Here is a 16492-nt window from a genome sequence, read left to right as displayed (position 1 = left end):
TGACATCCAGAAAAACGAATAGCCCCAAGGGGCTTTTTTTGTATGGAGGCAACATGCCCATAACCCAGCAACAACTCCAGCAAATCCTCCCCAACGCCGGCCCTAAAGCCGGCGTTTTCGTTTCCGCGCTCAACGCCGCCATGACCCGCTACAGCATCGTTACCCGCTTGCAGGTGGCAGCGTTCATCGCGCAGATCGGTCACGAATCCGGTCAGTTGCGCTATGTCCGTGAACTGGGAAGTGACGACTACCTGAAGCGCTATGACACAGGCCAACTGGCCTTGCGCCTGGGTAATACCCCCGAAGACGATGGTGACGGTCAGTTCTATCGTGGACGGGGGCTTATTCAGGTCACGGGCCGGGCGAACTATGTGGCGTGCGGGGAAGCACTGGGGCTGGATCTGCTCAATCATCCCGAGTTGCTCGAGCTGCCGGAGCATGCCGCCATGTCCGCGGGCTGGTTCTGGGATCGGGCAAGGCTGAATGCCTTGGCCGATCAAGGAAACTTCCTGTTGATTACCAGGCGCATCAATGGCGGCACCAATGGACTTGCCGAACGAGAAGCTTTTTATCAACGCGCTTTGCAGGTGTTGTCATGAAGGTTCTGGATCTGCGCGCAGTGGCTCTGGCGCTGTTGTCGGGATTGGGGGTGGGAGCCTGGGCGGCATGGCAATGGCAGGCCAGCAGCTATGGCCAGCAATTGGCCGAGCAGGCACAGATTCATCTGCAAGAACGTGAGCTTGCTTCCAGGGCCGTCATTGCCTGGCAGGAAGCTCAACAGAAACTGCGACGGGACATGGAGGCCCGTCTGCAAACCAGCGATGCAACTCACTACAAGGAATTGAGCGATGCACAGAAACTTCAGGCTCGCTTGCGTAGTCGTCTGGCTACTTCTGATTTGCGGCTGTCAGTCCTCCTCGCCGCTCCCGCCAGCGGTGCTGGAGAGCCCGCCACTGCCTCCTCCGGCAGCCTGGTTCATGGAATCACGCGAGCCGAACTTGACCCGGCGGCTGCTCAACGAATTGTCGCCATCACCGACGACGGAGACCAGGGACTGATTGCTCTCAAGGCCTGTCAGGCTTATGTCCGTGAAATCTCCCGCTGAACTCCCTTCCCCAATGCCGAGACTGCGTCAGCAGTATCGGCTTCCTCCCGGCAGACACTGATCTGCCACCTGAAAGCTCATCTGACCGGATACATGACCTGTTTTCCCCGGCACAATCATATTGCGCCGTGTGATTCGGTAAGTTAATGTCCCGAAACGTATAGATGAGACGCCTCCCGTGACGATTGTCAGCAAACTCTTGATGCGCGTTATCAAGGCCCACGCCCGTTGGCGTTGGCGCGCCTGACTATTTCTTTTCCGGCCTGCCCGGACCTGTACCTGTATGCCTTCGCTCCCCTGATGTATTTCGCCAGGTCACATGCCGGACCTTTGGTGGATACGCAAGCGGGCTCGACTCGGAAGGCCGAATAAAGTCAGTAAATTCAAAAGGTTGATAGCAACATGCTGCTGATGATCGATAACTACGACTCCTTTACCTATAACGTCGTGCAGTACCTCGGTGAACTGGGTGCCGACGTTAAAGTGATTCGTAACGATGAGTTGACCATTGCTCAGATCGAAGCCTTGAACCCGGAGCGCATTGTCGTTTCGCCCGGCCCTTGCACACCCAACGAAGCCGGTGTCTCGCTTGAGGTGATCACTCACTTCGCGGGCAAACTGCCGATTCTGGGTGTCTGCCTGGGGCACCAGTCCATTGGCCAGGCGTTCGGTGGTGATGTGGTGCGCGCCCGTCAGGTCATGCACGGCAAGACCAGTCCTGTCGTTCATGAGGACAAGGGCGTGTTCAATGGCTTGAACCATCCTCTGGTCGTGACTCGTTACCATTCGCTGGTGGTCAAGCTCGACACCCTGCCTGATTGCCTGGAAGTCACCGCCTGGACCGCGCTGGAAGATGGTTCGATGGACGAGATCATGGGGCTTCGCCACAAGACGCTGAATATCGAAGGGGTGCAGTTTCACCCCGAGTCGATCCTAACCGAGCAGGGGCACGAGCTGTTCGCCAACTTCCTCAAACAGACCGGCGGCACTCGTCAGGAGAACTTCTCATGAGTTCGCCAATGACTATCAAGACGGCGCTCAACCGCGTCGTCAATCATCTGGACTTGAGCACCGACGAGATGCGCGATGTCATGCGTGAAATCATGACGGGCCAATGCAGCGAAGCGCAGATCGGTGCCTTTCTGATGGGCATGCGGATGAAAAGCGAGAGCATCGATGAAATCGTCGGTGCCGTCTCGGTCATGCGTGAGCTGGCAAACAAGGTCGAGCTGCAATCGCTGGACAAGGTTGTGGATATCGTCGGCACCGGTGGTGATGGTGCCAACATCTTCAACGTCTCCACGGCTTCGGCGTTCGTGATCTCGGCTGCCGGTTGCACGGTCGCCAAGCACGGCAACCGTGCGGTGTCAGGCAAGAGCGGCAGTGCCGACCTGCTGGAAGCGGCGGGCGTGTACCTGAACCTCGATCCGGTCCAGGTGGCGCGTTGCATCGACAGCGTGGGCATCGGCTTCATGTTCGCCCAGTCCCACCACAGCGCCATGAAACATGCCGCCGGTCCGCGTCGCGACCTGGGGCTGCGCACCCTGTTCAATATGCTCGGCCCGCTTACGAATCCGGCTGGCGTTCGCCATCAAGTGGTGGGTGTGTTCAACCAGGCGTTGTGTCGCCCGCTGGCGGAAGTCCTGTCGCGCCTGGGCAGCAAGCATGTGCTGGTGGTGCACTCTCAGGACGGTCTGGACGAGTTCAGCCTCGCGGCACCGACCTTTGTCGCCGAACTGAAAAACGGCGAAATCACCGAATACTCGGTACAACCCGAAGATCTGGGCATGAAAAGCCAGAGCCTGTATGGTCTGGCGGTCGAAAGCCCGGCTGCCTCTCTTGAGCTGATTCGGGACGCTCTTGGGCGTCGCAAGACGGAACATGGCCAGAAGGCCGCGGAAATGATCGTGCTTAACGCCGGTGCGGCACTCTATGCTGCTGATCATGCCTCCAGCCTCAAAGAAGGCGTAGAACTGGCACACGATTCCCTGCACACCGGCCTGGCCCGGGAAAAGCTGGACGAATTGGGTGCTTTCACGGCGGTATTCAAGCAGGAGAATGAAGGATGAGTGTGCCAACCGTACTGGAAAAGATTCTCGCCCGTAAAGCCGAGGAAGTGGCTGCTCGTCGTGCCATTGTGACTCTGGCGGAGCTGGAGCGGCAGGCCGCGGGGGCCGATGCGCCTCGCGGTTTTGCCAATGCCTTGATCGAGCAGGCCAGAAGCAAGCAGCCGGCGGTGATTGCCGAAATCAAGAAGGCCTCGCCGAGCAAGGGCGTGATCCGGGAAAACTTCCAGCCTGCCGAGATTGCCAAAAGCTATCAGGCTGGCGGTGCGACCTGCCTGTCGGTCCTGACCGATATCGATTTCTTCCAGGGCGCCGATGCCTATCTGCAGGAAGCCCGTGCGGCCTGCAAGTTGCCGGTGATCCGCAAGGACTTCATGATCGACCCGTATCAGGTCGTCGAAGCCCGGGCTCTGGGTGCCGACTGCATCCTGTTGATCGTGGCGGCGCTGGATGACGTGAAAATGGCCGAACTGGCAGCGGTTGCCAAGGGTGTCGGTCTGGACGTTCTGGTTGAAGTGCATGATGGCGATGAGCTGGAGCGCGCCCTGAAAACCCTCGATACGCCGCTGGTGGGTGTCAACAACCGCAACCTGCATACCTTCGAGGTGAGCCTGGAAACCACGCTGGATCTGCTGCCGCGCATTCCTCGCGATCGTCTGGTCATTACCGAGAGCGGCATCCTCAACCGGGCCGATGTTGAGCTGATGGAAATCAGCGATGTGTATTCCTTCCTGGTGGGCGAGGCCTTCATGCGCGCCGAGCAGCCGGGAGCGGAATTGCAGCGTCTGTTCTTCCCGGAGCGTGGCGTGCCGGTCACTGGCTCGGCTCTTGATTGAGTCGTAGACCATGACGGTCGTCGACATCTGCATCGAAAAAGGCCTGCAGGCCGAACAGGACCTGCTGGCTTCGGTGTGTGCCGGTGACGCGGATCATGGGCTGCTGTTCTGGCGCCCGAATGATCGGGCGCTGGTCATGCCACGCCGGATGAGTCGCCTGCCGGGTTTTACCGAAGCCAGTGAAACCCTTGCAGACAGCGGCTGGCCTGTCCTGCTGCGTGAAACGGGCGGTGAACCGGTGCCGCAGTCTTCTGCAACCGTGAACATTGCTCTGGTTTACGCACAGCCCGGCACGGATGCCGACCGTGACAGAATAGAAAACGCCTACCGACGTTTGTGCCAGCCGATTCTGGATCTGCTGACCGAACTGGGTGGCCAGGCTTCTCTGGGGGACGTGGACGGCGCATTCTGCGACGGCCGTTTCAACGTCAACCTCGATGGCCGCAAGATGGTCGGCACCGCCCAGCGCTGGCGTCAAAGCCAGGGTGGAACACGTCCTGTGGTGCTGGCTCATGGCGCCTTGTTGCTGGATAACGAACGTCAGCAGATGGTGGCTGCGGTCAATCGCTTCAACGAATTGTGCGAGCTGGAAGCGCGAGTACGAGCCCAAAGCCATATTGCCTTGTATGAAGCCTTTCCCGAAGGCGGCTTCGATGTGCTCGAACGCTTGAACCAGTCTTATCGGCAGATGCTGGCCAGGCTCTGAGCAGCACCGGCGTCAGCGGGTTCCGAACACCACCATGGTCTTGCCTTTGACGTCGACCAGTTGCTGCTCTTCCAGAGACTTGAGCACGCGCCCGACCATTTCCCTCGAACAGCCCACGATACGTCCGATTTCCTGACGGGTCACCTTGATCTGCATGCCGTCGGGGTGCGTCATGGCATCCGGTTGCCGACACAGATCCAGCAACGTGCGGGCCACTCTTCCGGTCACGTCGAGGAATGCCAGGTCTCCGACCTTGCGCGTCGTATTGCGCAGGCGATCAGCCATCTGGGCGCCCAGGGCATAGAGAATTTCCGGCTCCTGGTGCGTCAGCTCGCGAAACTTGCAATAAGAGATCTCGGCCACTTCGCATTCGGTCTTGGCGCGAACCCACGCACTGCGCACGGTTTCATGGCCTGCCTGTTCGAACAGGCCCAGTTCGCCGAAGAAATCCCCGCTGTTGAGATACGCGACGATCATTTCCCGACCCTCATCGTCCTCGATCAGGATCGTTACCGAACCCTTGAGAATGATGAACAACGACTCGGATTTCTCGCCAGCGCAGATGATATTGCTCTTGGCGGCGCAGCGACGGCGTTGTGCATGAGGGAGAAGCTTTTCGAGACTCTTTATTTTGGGTGTCACTGTGATTGCGACCATGCGTGTATTCCGAAAAAAGACCCTTCGCCAAATGGCACTTTTATAGGTATCGGCTGCACTGGCATTCTCGCCAGCTTTTCGACGAGGGTTTGAGAACATTTGCGACCTTTCCTACATCTTGGCCGCAAAAAGCATTTTCTGAGGCCTCTCCAGCGGATTCCCGGGCCTGTGCTAAGCTGGCTCCCTTTTTTAGCAGTGGAGTCTGGTGATGAAGGCACGCATCCAATGGGCTGGCGAAGCCATGTTCCTCGGCGAGTCCGGTAGCGGTCATGTGGTGGTAATGGACGGCCCGCCTGAAAGCGGCGGTCGCAATCTGGGCGTACGCCCGATGGAGATGGTGCTGATCGGTCTGGGCGGTTGCAGCAACTTCGATGTCGTCAGCATTCTCAAGAAGTCCCGCCAGCCTGTCGAAAGCTGCGAAGCCTTCCTCGAGGCCGAGCGTGCAAGCGAAGACCCCAAGGTTTTCACAAAGATCCACCTGCACTTCGTCGTCAAGGGCCGCGGTCTGAAAGAAGCCCAGGTCAAGCGTGCCATCGAGCTTTCGGCCGAGAAGTATTGTTCAGCATCGATCATGCTGGGTAATGCCGGTGTAGAGATCACCCACGACTATGAAATTGTCGAACTGGGCTGATATAGACATCCAACGATCATAAAAACGGCGCACACTCTGGCAGACGGCTTCCGACGTCTGCATAATGCGCGACTTTTTCAGGCGCGGCATGCATTGGTTTTCTGCTGCTGCGCCAGAACAGACAACCAAAATCGCCAACGCGAAGAGGTGTTAACCGTCCTACGCAGCTGAGCGCCGCTCATCTGACGGGCATGCTTGATCACGCGGCTGGCGCCGCACACATATAGAGAGTTTTTAACGGTGAAAAGCAAACTCAAGCTCCACGGGTTCAATAACCTGACAAAGACCTTGAGCTTCAATATCTATGACATCTGCTATGCGGAAACCCCGCAAGACCAGCAGGCCTACGTCGAGTACATCAACAGTGTGTACGACGCCGAACGTCTGACGCGGATTCTGACCGATGTTGTCGATATCATTGGTGCCAATATCCTGAACATCGCCCGTCAGGATTACGATCCGCAGGGTGCCAGTGTGACCATTCTGATCTCCGAGCAGCCGGTAACGCCTACCGAAAGCCAGATCGAAGAGTCGCCAGGTCCACTGCCGGAAACCATTCTGGCCCACCTGGACAAGAGCCACATCACGGTTCACACCTATCCGGAAATTCACCCGGTCGATGGGATCGCGACTTTCCGCGTGGACATCGATGTGTCGACCTGTGGCGTGATTTCACCGCTCAAGGCGCTGAACTACCTGATCCACAAGTTCGAGTCCGACATCGTGACGGTCGACTATCGCGTGCGTGGTTTCACCCGCGATGTAGAAGGCAAGAAGCACTTCATCGATCACGAGATCAACTCGATCCAGAACTACCTCTCCGAAGATACTCGCAACGGTTACCAGATGACCGACGTGAACGTGTATCAGGAGAACCTGTTCCACACCAAGATGCTGCTCAAGGAGTTCGAACTGGATAACTACCTGTTCGGCGACGCGACCAGCAACCTGTCCGCTGAACAGCGTGCACAGGTCACCGCCAAGGTGAAGCACGAAATGCTGGAAATCTTCTACGGCCGCAACGTGGCTGTCTGATTTCACTGCAAACAAGAAAGGCGCCGATCAAGGCGCCTTTTTTGTGCGTGGCTGAAAGTCAGATCCGGTACGTGCTCTTGGTCATGACCTTGGCCAGGATGCTCATGCCGAACTTGACCGGTGCCGGAAAGCGAAAGCCTCCGGCGTCCAGTGCGGTTTCGGCGTGCTGTTCTTCGTCTATGCGCATCTGCTCCAGAATCGCCCGGGACTTTTGATCCTCGGCAGGTATCTGGTCCAGGTGTTCGTTCAGGTGCTTGCAGACCTGATCTTCGGTCGCGGCCACGAAACCCAGGCTGACCTTGTCGCTGATCAGACCGGCCGCTGCGCCAATGCCGAAGGACAAGCCATAGAACAGCGGGTTGAGCACGCTGGTATGACTGCCCAGTTGATGAATGCGTTGTTCGCACCAGACCAGATGATCGATTTCTTCTTCGGCGGCATGCTCCATGGCCTTGCGTACCTTGGGCAGCCTGGCGGTCAAGGCCTGGCCCTGATACAGCGCCTGTGCGCAGACTTCGCCGGTGTGGTTGATGCGCATCAGACCTGCTACATGACGAGTGTCGACATCGTTCATCTTGTGTTCGGGGCGCAGGATGGCGGGCGAAGGCCGATGAGAATGCCCGCTGGAAGGCAGCAACGTGCGCATTGCGCTGTCGGCCTGCAACAGAAGACGATCAAGGGGAGAGTAGTGACGTTCGGTAGCCATGGGCACCTCCGGATAGGTCCATGCTGGCCAGTTTACCCCAATCGGAGCGGCCAGGCTTGAGCTGCATCATCCTGTCGAACCCCCTGAACAGAGCACTCGCGGCCCCGACAGGATGCAAGCTATTGAAAATACGGACTCAGCCCGGCGGCCAGTTCATCTGGCGCTTGCCCAGAACATGCATGTGAATGTGATAGACGGTCTGTCCACCCAGCTCATTGCAGTTCATGACGACGCGGAAACCTTCTTCGCAGCCCTGTTCCCTTGCCAGACGCTGGGCCGTGAAAAGAATATGGCCAGCCAGCCCCTTGTCTTCTTCGGTCAGGTCATTGAGGGTGCGAATGGGCTTTTTCGGGATGACCAGAAAGTGTACGGGCGCCTGAGGGGCGATATCGTGGAAAGCCAGTACCTGATCGTCTTCGTAGATGATATTGGCCGGGATTTCCCGGTTGATGATCCTGGTAAACAAAGTATCCACAGCCGTTTGCTCCTTTTGGGTGGATGGGTCATGGCCGGTCGACTGGCCGGTACCAATGAGGTCGAGTTTACCGAGCGATAATTATTTGTCACTCAGCGTGGGCAGCAGGCCTTGTTGATATAGCCGCTGATTTGACGAACCAGCCAGCGCGAGCCCAGTCGCGGGCTGAAGGCCCATAACCGGTTGCGCAGCCGGGGGATGATAACAGCCTTGTTTTTTGCCAGCGCGCGCACGGTATACAGTGCCACCTCTTCGGGGGTCATCATCTTCTCGTCATTCACCTTGAGCTGAGCCGTGCGAAAGAACGGCGTACGGGTCGGACCGGGACACAGGACCGATACTTTTACCCCGTTTTTCCTTACCTCTTCGCGCAAGCCTTCGGAAAAGTGCAGCACGTAAGCCTTGCTTGCGTAATAAGTGCTCATCCATGGCCCGGGCTGGAAGGCAGCCACCGAGGCTACATTGAGAATCTGCCCGCCGCCCTGCAGCGCCATCAGGTTGCCAACGGTATGGCACAGGCGAGTGAGGGCGAGAATATTCAGGTCGATGAGGTCTTGCTCGGCAGCCCATTCCTGGGCCAGAAACGGGCCGCACGTCCCGATGCCGGCGCAATTGACCAGCAGGTCAATCTGATGGTCGCCATCTTCCAGCTCCAGAAGGAAGCCCGAAAGACGCAGCGGCTCACCCAGATCGCACGCACGAAACAGTACCTCCACACCAAAGCGTTGGGTCAGCTCGATAGCGATGCTTTCCAGGCGGTCGCGATGGCGGGCAACCAGCAGCAGATTGTGCCCGCGACGAGCCAGGGCTTCGGCCATGGCCAGGCCGATACCGCTGGAAGCGCCTGTTATCAGGGCGTAACGGGTCATGCATTTCTCCATTGAACGTATTGCAACCGGTATTTCGCGGACCGGCTCATGAGCAACGTATTGCTGACTGGCTGTTTAAAGCCTTTGTCCGGATACCGATGGGGCAGGCTGGGCTTCATCGCTGTATGAATCGTCATCATAGGGCAGGGACTGTTCGTATTCGCTGGCCGTGGTTTCGAGTTCGTTTTTCACGATATCGAGACCATTGTTGAGCACGATCGAGAGGATCAGGCTGATGAAGACAATCCATAGGCAGGCCAGCACTTTCACGGACCTCGAATTCGGAGGCGGTGGCGCACCATATTTATTGGGGCCTCCAGTACCCGGTACGATCATCATCAGGAAGGGAAAGATACCGCCTATGAAGGGAGCCAGGTTAAGCAGCAGGAGCCAGCCGCTCCAGCCTGCATCGTGCAGGCGTTGAACCCCCATCTGCACGCTCAGGACAAAGAATGCAGCGACGGCTACAGTGCTCAACAGTCCACCGCCCACCAGTGAAACGCTCATCACCGCAACGCAGACACCCATGGTCGCAAGGCCCGCGACTACCAGCACCAGGCTCCAGGCCAGATAGCGCAAGCGACCTATGCGGCCTTCAACGCTGAACACCTTGAGCGGCGAATAGGCGGGCAGGTCGGGTGTGACGGCTGCCTTGGGAGGCGCATAGGGCGAGGGGGCTGGCTCGGGCTCTGCAGGCGTGCGATAGGGTCTGGACTCGCTGACTTCATCCAGACTCAGGCTGATTGCCGGGTCGGGCTCAATGCGTGCTTCGACGCCAGCGTCATTGAGCGCCTGGATATATCTCTGGGCATCGGCCTGAGTCAGCCCGCGCTTGAGGGATACAGGATTGCCGTTGAACAGTCTCTCTACTGCCGAGGTTTCACTCTTGAACAACTGGGCCAGGTTGAGTTTTGCTGTTTCCAGCTCAACGCCATTACGCAATTGCCCTTCAAACATGATCTTGAAGTGGGTATCGGCCATCAAGGGCTTCCTTGTCTCGGTATAAGGTGCAGCGCGGGCAGTCACTATGGATCATGGCGTGGCTGCCCGATAGGGATCAGAACGGTTTGACGACGACCAGAATGACAACAGCCAGCAGTATCACTACAGGGACTTCATTGAACCAGCGGTAAAACACATGGCTGCGGCCATTTTCACCTCGTGCGAAGCGTTTCACCTGCGCGCCGCACATGTGGTGGTAACCGATCAGCAGGACAACCAGCGTCAGCTTTGCATGCATCCAGCCCTGGCTGAAATACCCTGACGGACTGAAGCTGACCAGCCAGCCACCGAAAATCAGTGTGGCAATCATGGCAGGCCCCATGATGCCTCGGTACAGCTTGCGCTCCATCACGCTGAAGCGTTCCTTGCTGATCGTGTCTTCGCTCAGTGAGTGGTAGACGAACAGCCTCGGCAGATAGAACAGACCTGCAAACCAGCAGACCATCGATACGATGTGAAGCGCTTTGACCCATAAAAAGAGCATTTTCGGTTATCCCCAGGTTCACGGTGGACAAATAGTAGTGGGTTGCGCGGTCATACGTCACGTTGTCGGTTGTCGCAGAGGCCATAGGCTCATATCATCGACGGCTTTCCAGTTGTTTCGTTGAGGGCAGGTTATGGTCAAGGTCGGTATCGTCGGCGGCACGGGTTACACCGGGGTCGAGCTGCTGCGTCTGTTGGCACAGCATCCGCAAGCAGAAGTGGTCGTTATTACCTCTCGCTCGGAGGCCGGCCTTGCAGTAGCCGACATGTACCCCAACCTGCGAGGCCATTACGATGGTCTGGCTTTCAGCGTGCCGGACGTCAAGACGCTCGGCGCATGCGACGTCGTGTTCTTCGCCACGCCTCACGGTGTCGCTCATGCTCTGGCGGGCGAGCTGCTCGCTGCAGGCACCCGGGTTATCGACCTCTCCGCAGACTTCCGCCTCCAGGATCCGGTTGAATGGGCCAAGTGGTACGGTCAGCCTCACGGCGCGCCTGAGTTGCTCAAGGATGCCGTATACGGTTTGCCTGAGGTCAACCGCGAGCAAATCAGAAATGCCCGCCTGATTGCGGTGCCGGGTTGTTACCCAACCGCAACTCAGCTGGGTTTCCTGCCTTTGCTGGAAGCAGGTCTTGCCGATAACTCCCGCCTGATTGCCGACTGCAAGTCGGGTGTCAGTGGCGCCGGTCGCGGTCTGAGCCTGGGTTCGCTGTACTCCGAAGCCAATGAAAGCTTCAAGGCTTATGCAGTCAAAGGCCATCGTCACCTGCCGGAAATCAGCCAGGGGCTGCGTCGTGCAGCAGGCGGCGATGTCGGCCTGACCTTCGTGCCGCACCTGACACCGATGATTCGCGGCATCCACTCCACGCTGTACGCAACCGTTGCCGACAAATCGGTAGACCTGCAGGCCCTGTTCGAGAAGCGCTATGCCGACGAACCTTTCGTGGATGTCATGCCGGCCGGCAGCCATCCGGAAACCCGCAGCGTGCGTGGTGCGAACGTCTGCCGTATTGCGGTGCATCGTCCGCAGGGTGGCGATCTTGTCGTTGTGCTGTCGGTTATCGACAACCTGGTCAAGGGCGCGTCGGGTCAGGCAGTACAGAACCTGAACATCATGTTCGGTCTGGACGAACGTGCCGGCCTGTCGCATGCCGGCATGATGCCTTGAGCTACAAGCTACAAGCTACAAGCTACAAGCTACAAGCACTTGCGGCTTGTAGCTTGACCGCTTGCCGCTGCTCTTCACTTCAATAGTTGACCAGTTTTCTAGGAGAAGCGGATAATGTCCGTCATTACGCATTATGACGGCTTAACGCCGGGAGATATCTGACATGAGCGTCGAATCCTTTACTCCTACAGCTCTGGAGTTCACCCCAGGAGCCGCGCACAAGGTGAAAACCCTGGTCGATGAAGAAGGCAATGATCGCCTGAAACTGCGGGTTTTCGTAACCGGCGGTGGTTGCTCCGGTTTCCAGTACGGTTTCACTTTCGATGAAGATGTGGCGGATGACGACACCGTCGTCGAGCGCGAAGGCGTCAGCCTGGTTGTCGATCCGATGAGCTTCCAGTATCTGGCGGGCGCGGAAGTGGACTATCAGGAAGGTCTCGAAGGTTCGCGTTTCGTGATCAAGAACCCGAACGCTTCTACCACCTGTGGTTGCGGTTCTTCGTTCTCCATCTGATCGTGCTCCATACGAAAACGCCGCGCATATGCGCGGCGTTTTTCGTTGTGGCTCAGGTCAGGCGGGATAGATGGCGCCCAGGACTCGCAGCCCTCTGGCCCCGGTCACGGTTGGCCGGTTGGCCGGTACGCTTTCCAGGCAGCAATGCGCCAGCCAGGCAAACGCCATCGCTTCGACCCAGTCCGGGTCTACACCGAATTTTGCCGTGCTGCTGACTTTCGTTTCAGGCAACAGCGCTGCCAGTCTGTCCATCAGCGCCACGTTATGGGCTCCGCCGCCGCACACCAGAAGCTCTGTAGTGCTTGATTGCGCCGCTTGCAGAGATTCTGTAATCGTCAATGCGGTCAGCTCAAGCAGGGTGGCCTGTACGTTCTCCGGCGCGATGGTTGGCAACTGGAACAGGTGATGATGCAGCCAGCCCAGGTTGAAGACTTCACGACCGGTGCTCTTCGGACCTTTGGTCAGGAAGAACTGATCGCTCAGCAATCCCTTGAGCAGCGCAGGATCGACCTGGCCACTGGCAGCCCATGCGCCATCCCTGTCGAAACTCTGATGACGCTGCGACTGAATCCAGGCATCCAGCAGCACGTTGCCCGGTCCACAATCGAAGCCGGAAACAGGGCGGTCCGATTCGATGATGCTCAGGTTGCTGAAGCCGCCGATGTTCAACACGGCACGACGGTCCTTGTTGTCGTCGAACAGCGCTTCATGGAACGCCGGCACCAGTGGCGCACCCTGGCCGCCTGCTGCGATATCGCGACGACGGAAGTCGCTGACCACGGTAATTTCGGTCAGCTCGGCAAGCAGGGCAGGGTTGCCGATCTGAATGCTGAAGCCACGTCCCGGCTCATGACGGATGGTCTGCCCGTGACTGCCGATGGCACGTATCTGACCTGCAACCATGTTCTGCTCTTGCAGCAGGGTCGCTACGCCTTGTGCTACCAGCTTTACCCACTTCTGCTCGGCAATGGCGGCACGTGCCAGTTCATCTGCGCCGCTGGAGCACAGGCCGAGCAGTTCGGTATACAGATCTTCCGGCATCGGAATGTAATGAGTTGCCAGAAGCCTTGGACGGTCATCCTGCTCCAATAGGGCGATATCTATCCCATCGAGGCTGCTGCCGGACATCACACCTATATAGAAGAAGGCCATGGATTACCTTTTATTGGAGGCCAGCGTGGTGGCCTTGTCATGGTCCATGCGCGCCATCAACGGTTGGCTTTGCTGCATGAACCGCTGTTTTTCGGATTTGGCGATCGGGTCCGCCATCGGAAGTTTCTGACCCAGTGGATCGACGTGCACGCCATTGACCTGGAATTCATAGTGCAAGTGCGGGCCTGTCGACAAGCCGGTTGTTCCAATATAGCCGATCACCTGACCTTGCTTGACGCTGCCGCCGGTTTGTACGCCTTTGGCGAAGCCTTGCATGTGTCCGTACAGCGTACGGTAAGTCTCGCCGTGCTGAATGATGACGGTGTTGCCGTATCCGCCGCGCCGCCCGGCCAGGATGACCTTGCCGTCACCGGTTGCCTTGATGGGTGTACCGCGTGGCGCAGCATAGTCGACGCCCTTGTGAGCACGGATCTTGTTCAGGATCGGGTGCTTGCGGCCCAGGGAAAACATCGAGCTGATACGTGCGAAGTCCACCGGAGTGCGGATGAAGGCCTTGCGCATGCTGTTGCCGTCAGCGGTGTAATAATTGGTATTGCCTTGCTTGTTGGTGTAGCGAATGGCGGTGTAGGTCTTGCCGCGGTTGGTGAAGCGTGCGGACAGGATATTGCCGGTGCCTACGGTCTTGCCATTGATGACTTTCTGCTCATAAACCACATCGAATTCGTCGCCCTTGCGGATGTCCTGAGCGAAGTCGATGTCGTAGCCAAAGATATTGGCCATGTCCATGGTCATGCTGTGGGAGAGGCCTGCACGCTGTGCCGACTGGGACAGGGAGCTGTTTATGACGGCGTGAGCATAGGTTTCACGTACGGTAGGCTTGCTGACTTCACGGCCGAACGTGAAACCGGCGTCCGTCCTGGAGAGGCTGATGGTCTCCAGTTCGCTGAGTTTGCTGTGCAGTTGCTTGAGCTGGCCGTCAGGGGTCAGTTCGAACTGTAGAACCTGGCCGTCCTGCAACTTGCTGAACTGCTTGGCCTGTTTGTCGCTGGCCATGACCTCATGCACGGTCGTGGCAGGCAGTCCTACCTTTTCAAACAGTGTCGACAGGGTGTCGCCCTTCGAGACCACAACTTCCTTGTGATACGGGCTCTTTATATCGGTCGCCGGGGTTTGCTGAGCTGATGCGTTTTCCTGAGTCTGATCTTCGCCGTTGTCGATCTGGGCAAATGGAGAAACAGTGCTGTCAGGTGTGGCTTGAACGGCTTGCTGAGCGTCTTGATTCTGTGCGTTCTGATCGGGTGCTTCCAGATCGAGAACCAGGTTTGTCCGTTTTGCTTCAACTTCGCTGGAAGGAAATACCAGGAGTGCCAGGCTCAGCAGGGCGGCGATGCCGCTGGCAGCGAGCAGGTGACTCTTCGGATAAAGCGGAGGCGCTTTAGGCGGTGGCGTGTCGATCATAGGTAATTTGACTTTGAAAAAGGTGAAATGGAAAAGATGAATGACATGATGAAGATGAAATAACTGTATAAAATATAACCAAAACCGGCTCGAAGCAACCCTGCTGACGTATCGGTGTCAGATTCGTGGGCGTGTGCCGGGCAAAAACTTGTAATTGGGCTCTGATCTTGTATGGTTGGTTCCCTTTAAATTGGGGGCTGATATGAAGTCGGTTGAAGAGCAGCTCGCGCTTATCAAGCGTGGCGCGGATGAACTCCTGGTCGAGGCCGAACTGGTCGCCAAACTCAAGCGCGGTCAGCCGCTGCGTATCAAGGCGGGTTTCGATCCAACTGCGCCGGACCTGCATCTGGGACACACCGTCCTTATTAACAAGCTTCGTCAGTTCCAGGATCTGGGGCATCAGGTCATTTTCCTGATCGGCGACTTCACCGGAATGATCGGCGACCCGAGCGGCAAGAGCGCAACTCGTCCTCCGCTGACGCGCGAGCAGGTTCTGGATTACGCCGAAACTTACAAGGCTCAGGTCTTCAAGATTCTCGATCCGGCCAAGACCGAAGTTGCATTCAACTCCACCTGGATGGACAAGCTCAGCCCGGCAGACTTCATTCGCCTGTCTTCGCAGTACACCGTTGCGCGGATGCTGGAGCGTGATGATTTCGACAAGCGCTATAAAGGCAGCCAGCCAATCGCCATTCATGAGTTCCTGTACCCGCTGGTGCAAGGCTATGACTCGGTCGCGCTGCGTGCGGATGTCGAACTTGGCGGCACTGACCAGAAATTCAACCTGCTGATGGGGCGTGAGCTGCAACGTTCATATGGCCAGGAAGCGCAATGCATTCTGACCATGCCTTTGCTGGAAGGTCTGGACGGCGTCAAGAAGATGTCCAAGTCGCTGGGTAACTATGTGGGTATCCAGGAAGCTCCTGGTGTCATCTATAGCAAGCTGGTTTCGATTCCCGATGCCTTGATGTGGCGCTACTTCGAACTGTTGAGCTTCCGCTCCATGGAAGAGATCAATGAATTCAAGGCGGCGTGTGAGGCGGGTGCCAATCCGCGTGACATCAAGATCAAGCTTGCCGAAGAGATCGTTGCTCGTTTCCATGGTGAAGAAGCGGCTGCAACTGCACATCGTTCGGCGGGTAACCGTATGAAGGATGGCGAGCTGCCGGACGATTTGCCGGAAATTTCGGTCGGTGCTCCTGAAGATATGCCCATCGCGGCCGTCCTTAATAAGGCAGGTCTGGTGAAGAACTCTGCGGTCGCTCGTGATCTGCTGGCTTCCGGCGGCGTGCGTATAGATGGTGAGGTTGTGGATCGCGCCTTTGTATTCAAGGTCGGAGCGACTCATGTCTGCCAGGCGGGTAAGAAGGCTTTCGGGCGCATTACCCTGGTTTTGGAAGAAAGTTCAAATTAACGGTTGACGGGCGATTTAATCTCTCTATAATTCGCCCCACTTCCGGCGCAGACGGAGCTGAAAAGTACTTGTAAATCAATAGTTTGCAAGTTTTTAACGGTTCGTTGAGTCAGTCTGGAAGGGTTTTGGTCGCGGTTGGATCGACAGCGGTGCGAGAAAGGGTTTGACACCGCCTTCGGGTGCTGTAGAATTCGCCTCCCGCTGACGAGCAGCGCGAAGTTGATCGAAGCGCAAGTGGTTGAAGTTGCAAAGG

At 57.5% G+C, this 16492-nt stretch carries 19 protein-coding genes; 11 read left to right on the top strand and 8 right to left on the bottom strand.

Annotation, left to right across the window (positions count from 1 at the left end; translation table 11 throughout):
* Positions 1-53 precede the first annotated feature (53 nt).
* From JSY17_RS21440 to JSY17_RS21415, 6 genes are all read left to right on the top strand, one after another.
* Positions 54-599, top strand: coding sequence for a glycoside hydrolase family 19 protein (locus tag JSY17_RS21440; protein ID WP_117185406.1), 546 nt, complete (start codon positions 54-56; stop codon positions 597-599).
* Positions 596-1105, top strand: coding sequence for a lysis system i-spanin subunit Rz (locus JSY17_RS21435; protein ID WP_206402939.1), 510 nt, complete (start codon positions 596-598; stop codon positions 1103-1105). The genes JSY17_RS21440 and JSY17_RS21435 overlap by 4 nt, the downstream gene beginning before the upstream one ends.
* Before the next feature lie 402 nt (positions 1106-1507).
* Positions 1508-2116, top strand: coding sequence for an aminodeoxychorismate/anthranilate synthase component II (locus tag JSY17_RS21430; protein ID WP_117167726.1), 609 nt, complete (start codon positions 1508-1510; stop codon positions 2114-2116).
* A gap of 8 nt (positions 2117-2124) precedes the next feature.
* On the top strand, positions 2125-3174 hold the full coding sequence (gene trpD, locus JSY17_RS21425) for an anthranilate phosphoribosyltransferase (protein ID WP_117167725.1): 1050 nt from the start codon (positions 2125-2127) through the stop codon (positions 3172-3174).
* Positions 3171-4007, top strand: coding sequence for an indole-3-glycerol phosphate synthase TrpC (trpC, locus tag JSY17_RS21420; RefSeq protein ID WP_206402940.1), 837 nt, complete (start codon positions 3171-3173; stop codon positions 4005-4007). Before trpD ends, trpC begins: the two co-directional genes overlap by 4 nt.
* Positions 4008-4017: 10 nt before the next feature.
* The gene (locus JSY17_RS21415) at positions 4018-4713 is read left to right on the top strand and encodes a lipoate--protein ligase family protein (RefSeq protein ID WP_206402941.1); all 696 of its coding nucleotides are present in this window, start codon (positions 4018-4020) and stop codon (positions 4711-4713) included.
* 12 nt (positions 4714-4725) lie between these two features.
* Here the strand turns inward: JSY17_RS21415 and crp are convergent, their stop codons facing one another.
* Positions 4726-5370: a cAMP-activated global transcriptional regulator CRP gene (crp, locus tag JSY17_RS21410; RefSeq protein WP_117167722.1), complete on the bottom strand. Its 645-nt coding sequence runs from the start codon at positions 5368-5370 to the stop codon at positions 4726-4728.
* 208 nt (positions 5371-5578) lie between these two features.
* On the opposite strand from crp, the gene JSY17_RS21405 reads away from it, so the two are divergent.
* Both JSY17_RS21405 and speD read left to right on the top strand, forming a co-directional pair.
* Positions 5579-6001 (top strand): OsmC family protein, encoded by a 423-nt coding sequence (locus JSY17_RS21405; protein ID WP_025262078.1) that lies wholly within the window; start codon positions 5579-5581, stop codon positions 5999-6001.
* Between the two features lie 240 nt (positions 6002-6241).
* Positions 6242-7036 carry an adenosylmethionine decarboxylase gene (speD, locus tag JSY17_RS21400; protein WP_025262077.1) on the top strand — a complete coding sequence of 265 codons (795 nt, stop codon included), beginning with the start codon at positions 6242-6244 and terminating at the stop codon, positions 7034-7036.
* 58 nt (positions 7037-7094) lie between these two features.
* On the opposite strand, the gene coq7 is transcribed toward speD, so the two are convergent.
* From coq7 to hemJ, 5 genes are all read right to left on the bottom strand, one after another.
* Positions 7095-7742 (bottom strand): 2-polyprenyl-3-methyl-6-methoxy-1,4-benzoquinone monooxygenase, encoded by a 648-nt coding sequence (gene coq7 / locus JSY17_RS21395; RefSeq protein WP_117183307.1) that lies wholly within the window; start codon positions 7740-7742, stop codon positions 7095-7097.
* Between the two features lie 136 nt (positions 7743-7878).
* A complete protein-coding gene (locus JSY17_RS21390) occupies positions 7879-8217 on the bottom strand; it encodes a histidine triad nucleotide-binding protein (RefSeq protein WP_025262075.1) in 339 nt (112 codons plus the stop codon).
* A 92-nt stretch (positions 8218-8309) separates the two neighbouring features.
* Entirely contained in the window at positions 8310-9086 is a 777-nt protein-coding gene (locus JSY17_RS21385; RefSeq protein ID WP_117167720.1) for an SDR family NAD(P)-dependent oxidoreductase, read from the bottom strand.
* Positions 9087-9161: 75 nt separating this feature from the next.
* On the bottom strand, positions 9162-10067 hold the full coding sequence (locus JSY17_RS21380; protein WP_206402942.1) for a DUF805 domain-containing protein: 906 nt from the start codon (positions 10065-10067) through the stop codon (positions 9162-9164).
* A 76-nt stretch (positions 10068-10143) separates the two neighbouring features.
* Entirely contained in the window at positions 10144-10572 is a 429-nt protein-coding gene (hemJ, locus tag JSY17_RS21375) for a protoporphyrinogen oxidase HemJ (protein WP_206402944.1), read from the bottom strand.
* Between the two features lie 133 nt (positions 10573-10705).
* On the opposite strand from hemJ, the gene argC reads away from it, so the two are divergent.
* Positions 10706-11740 (top strand): N-acetyl-gamma-glutamyl-phosphate reductase, encoded by a 1035-nt coding sequence (gene argC / locus JSY17_RS21370; RefSeq protein ID WP_117167717.1) that lies wholly within the window; start codon positions 10706-10708, stop codon positions 11738-11740.
* 163 nt (positions 11741-11903) lie between these two features.
* Entirely contained in the window at positions 11904-12254 is a 351-nt protein-coding gene (erpA, locus tag JSY17_RS21365; RefSeq protein ID WP_025262070.1) for an iron-sulfur cluster insertion protein ErpA, read from the top strand.
* A 57-nt stretch (positions 12255-12311) separates the two neighbouring features.
* Here the strand turns inward: erpA and JSY17_RS21360 are convergent, their stop codons facing one another.
* Together JSY17_RS21360 and JSY17_RS21355 are read right to left on the bottom strand one after the other, a co-directional pair.
* The gene (locus JSY17_RS21360; protein ID WP_117167716.1) at positions 12312-13406 is read right to left on the bottom strand and encodes an anhydro-N-acetylmuramic acid kinase; all 1095 of its coding nucleotides are present in this window, start codon (positions 13404-13406) and stop codon (positions 12312-12314) included.
* 3 nt (positions 13407-13409) lie between these two features.
* Positions 13410-14825, bottom strand: coding sequence for a peptidoglycan DD-metalloendopeptidase family protein (locus JSY17_RS21355; protein WP_206402946.1), 1416 nt, complete (start codon positions 14823-14825; stop codon positions 13410-13412).
* Between the two features lie 202 nt (positions 14826-15027).
* Between JSY17_RS21355 and tyrS the strand changes: the two genes are divergently transcribed.
* Complete coding sequence (tyrS, locus tag JSY17_RS21350) at positions 15028-16239, top strand: tyrosine--tRNA ligase (RefSeq protein ID WP_117167714.1); 1212 nt, start codon at positions 15028-15030, stop codon at positions 16237-16239.
* Positions 16240-16492: the final 253 nt, after the last annotated feature.

Origin of the sequence: Pseudomonas capsici, assembly GCF_017165765.1 — a bacterium.
GTDB classification, from domain to species: Bacteria; Pseudomonadota; Gammaproteobacteria; order Pseudomonadales; family Pseudomonadaceae; genus Aquipseudomonas; species Aquipseudomonas capsici.
Note: the sequence above shows the minus strand (reverse complement) of the source record. Positions and strands in the feature narration are given on the sequence as shown.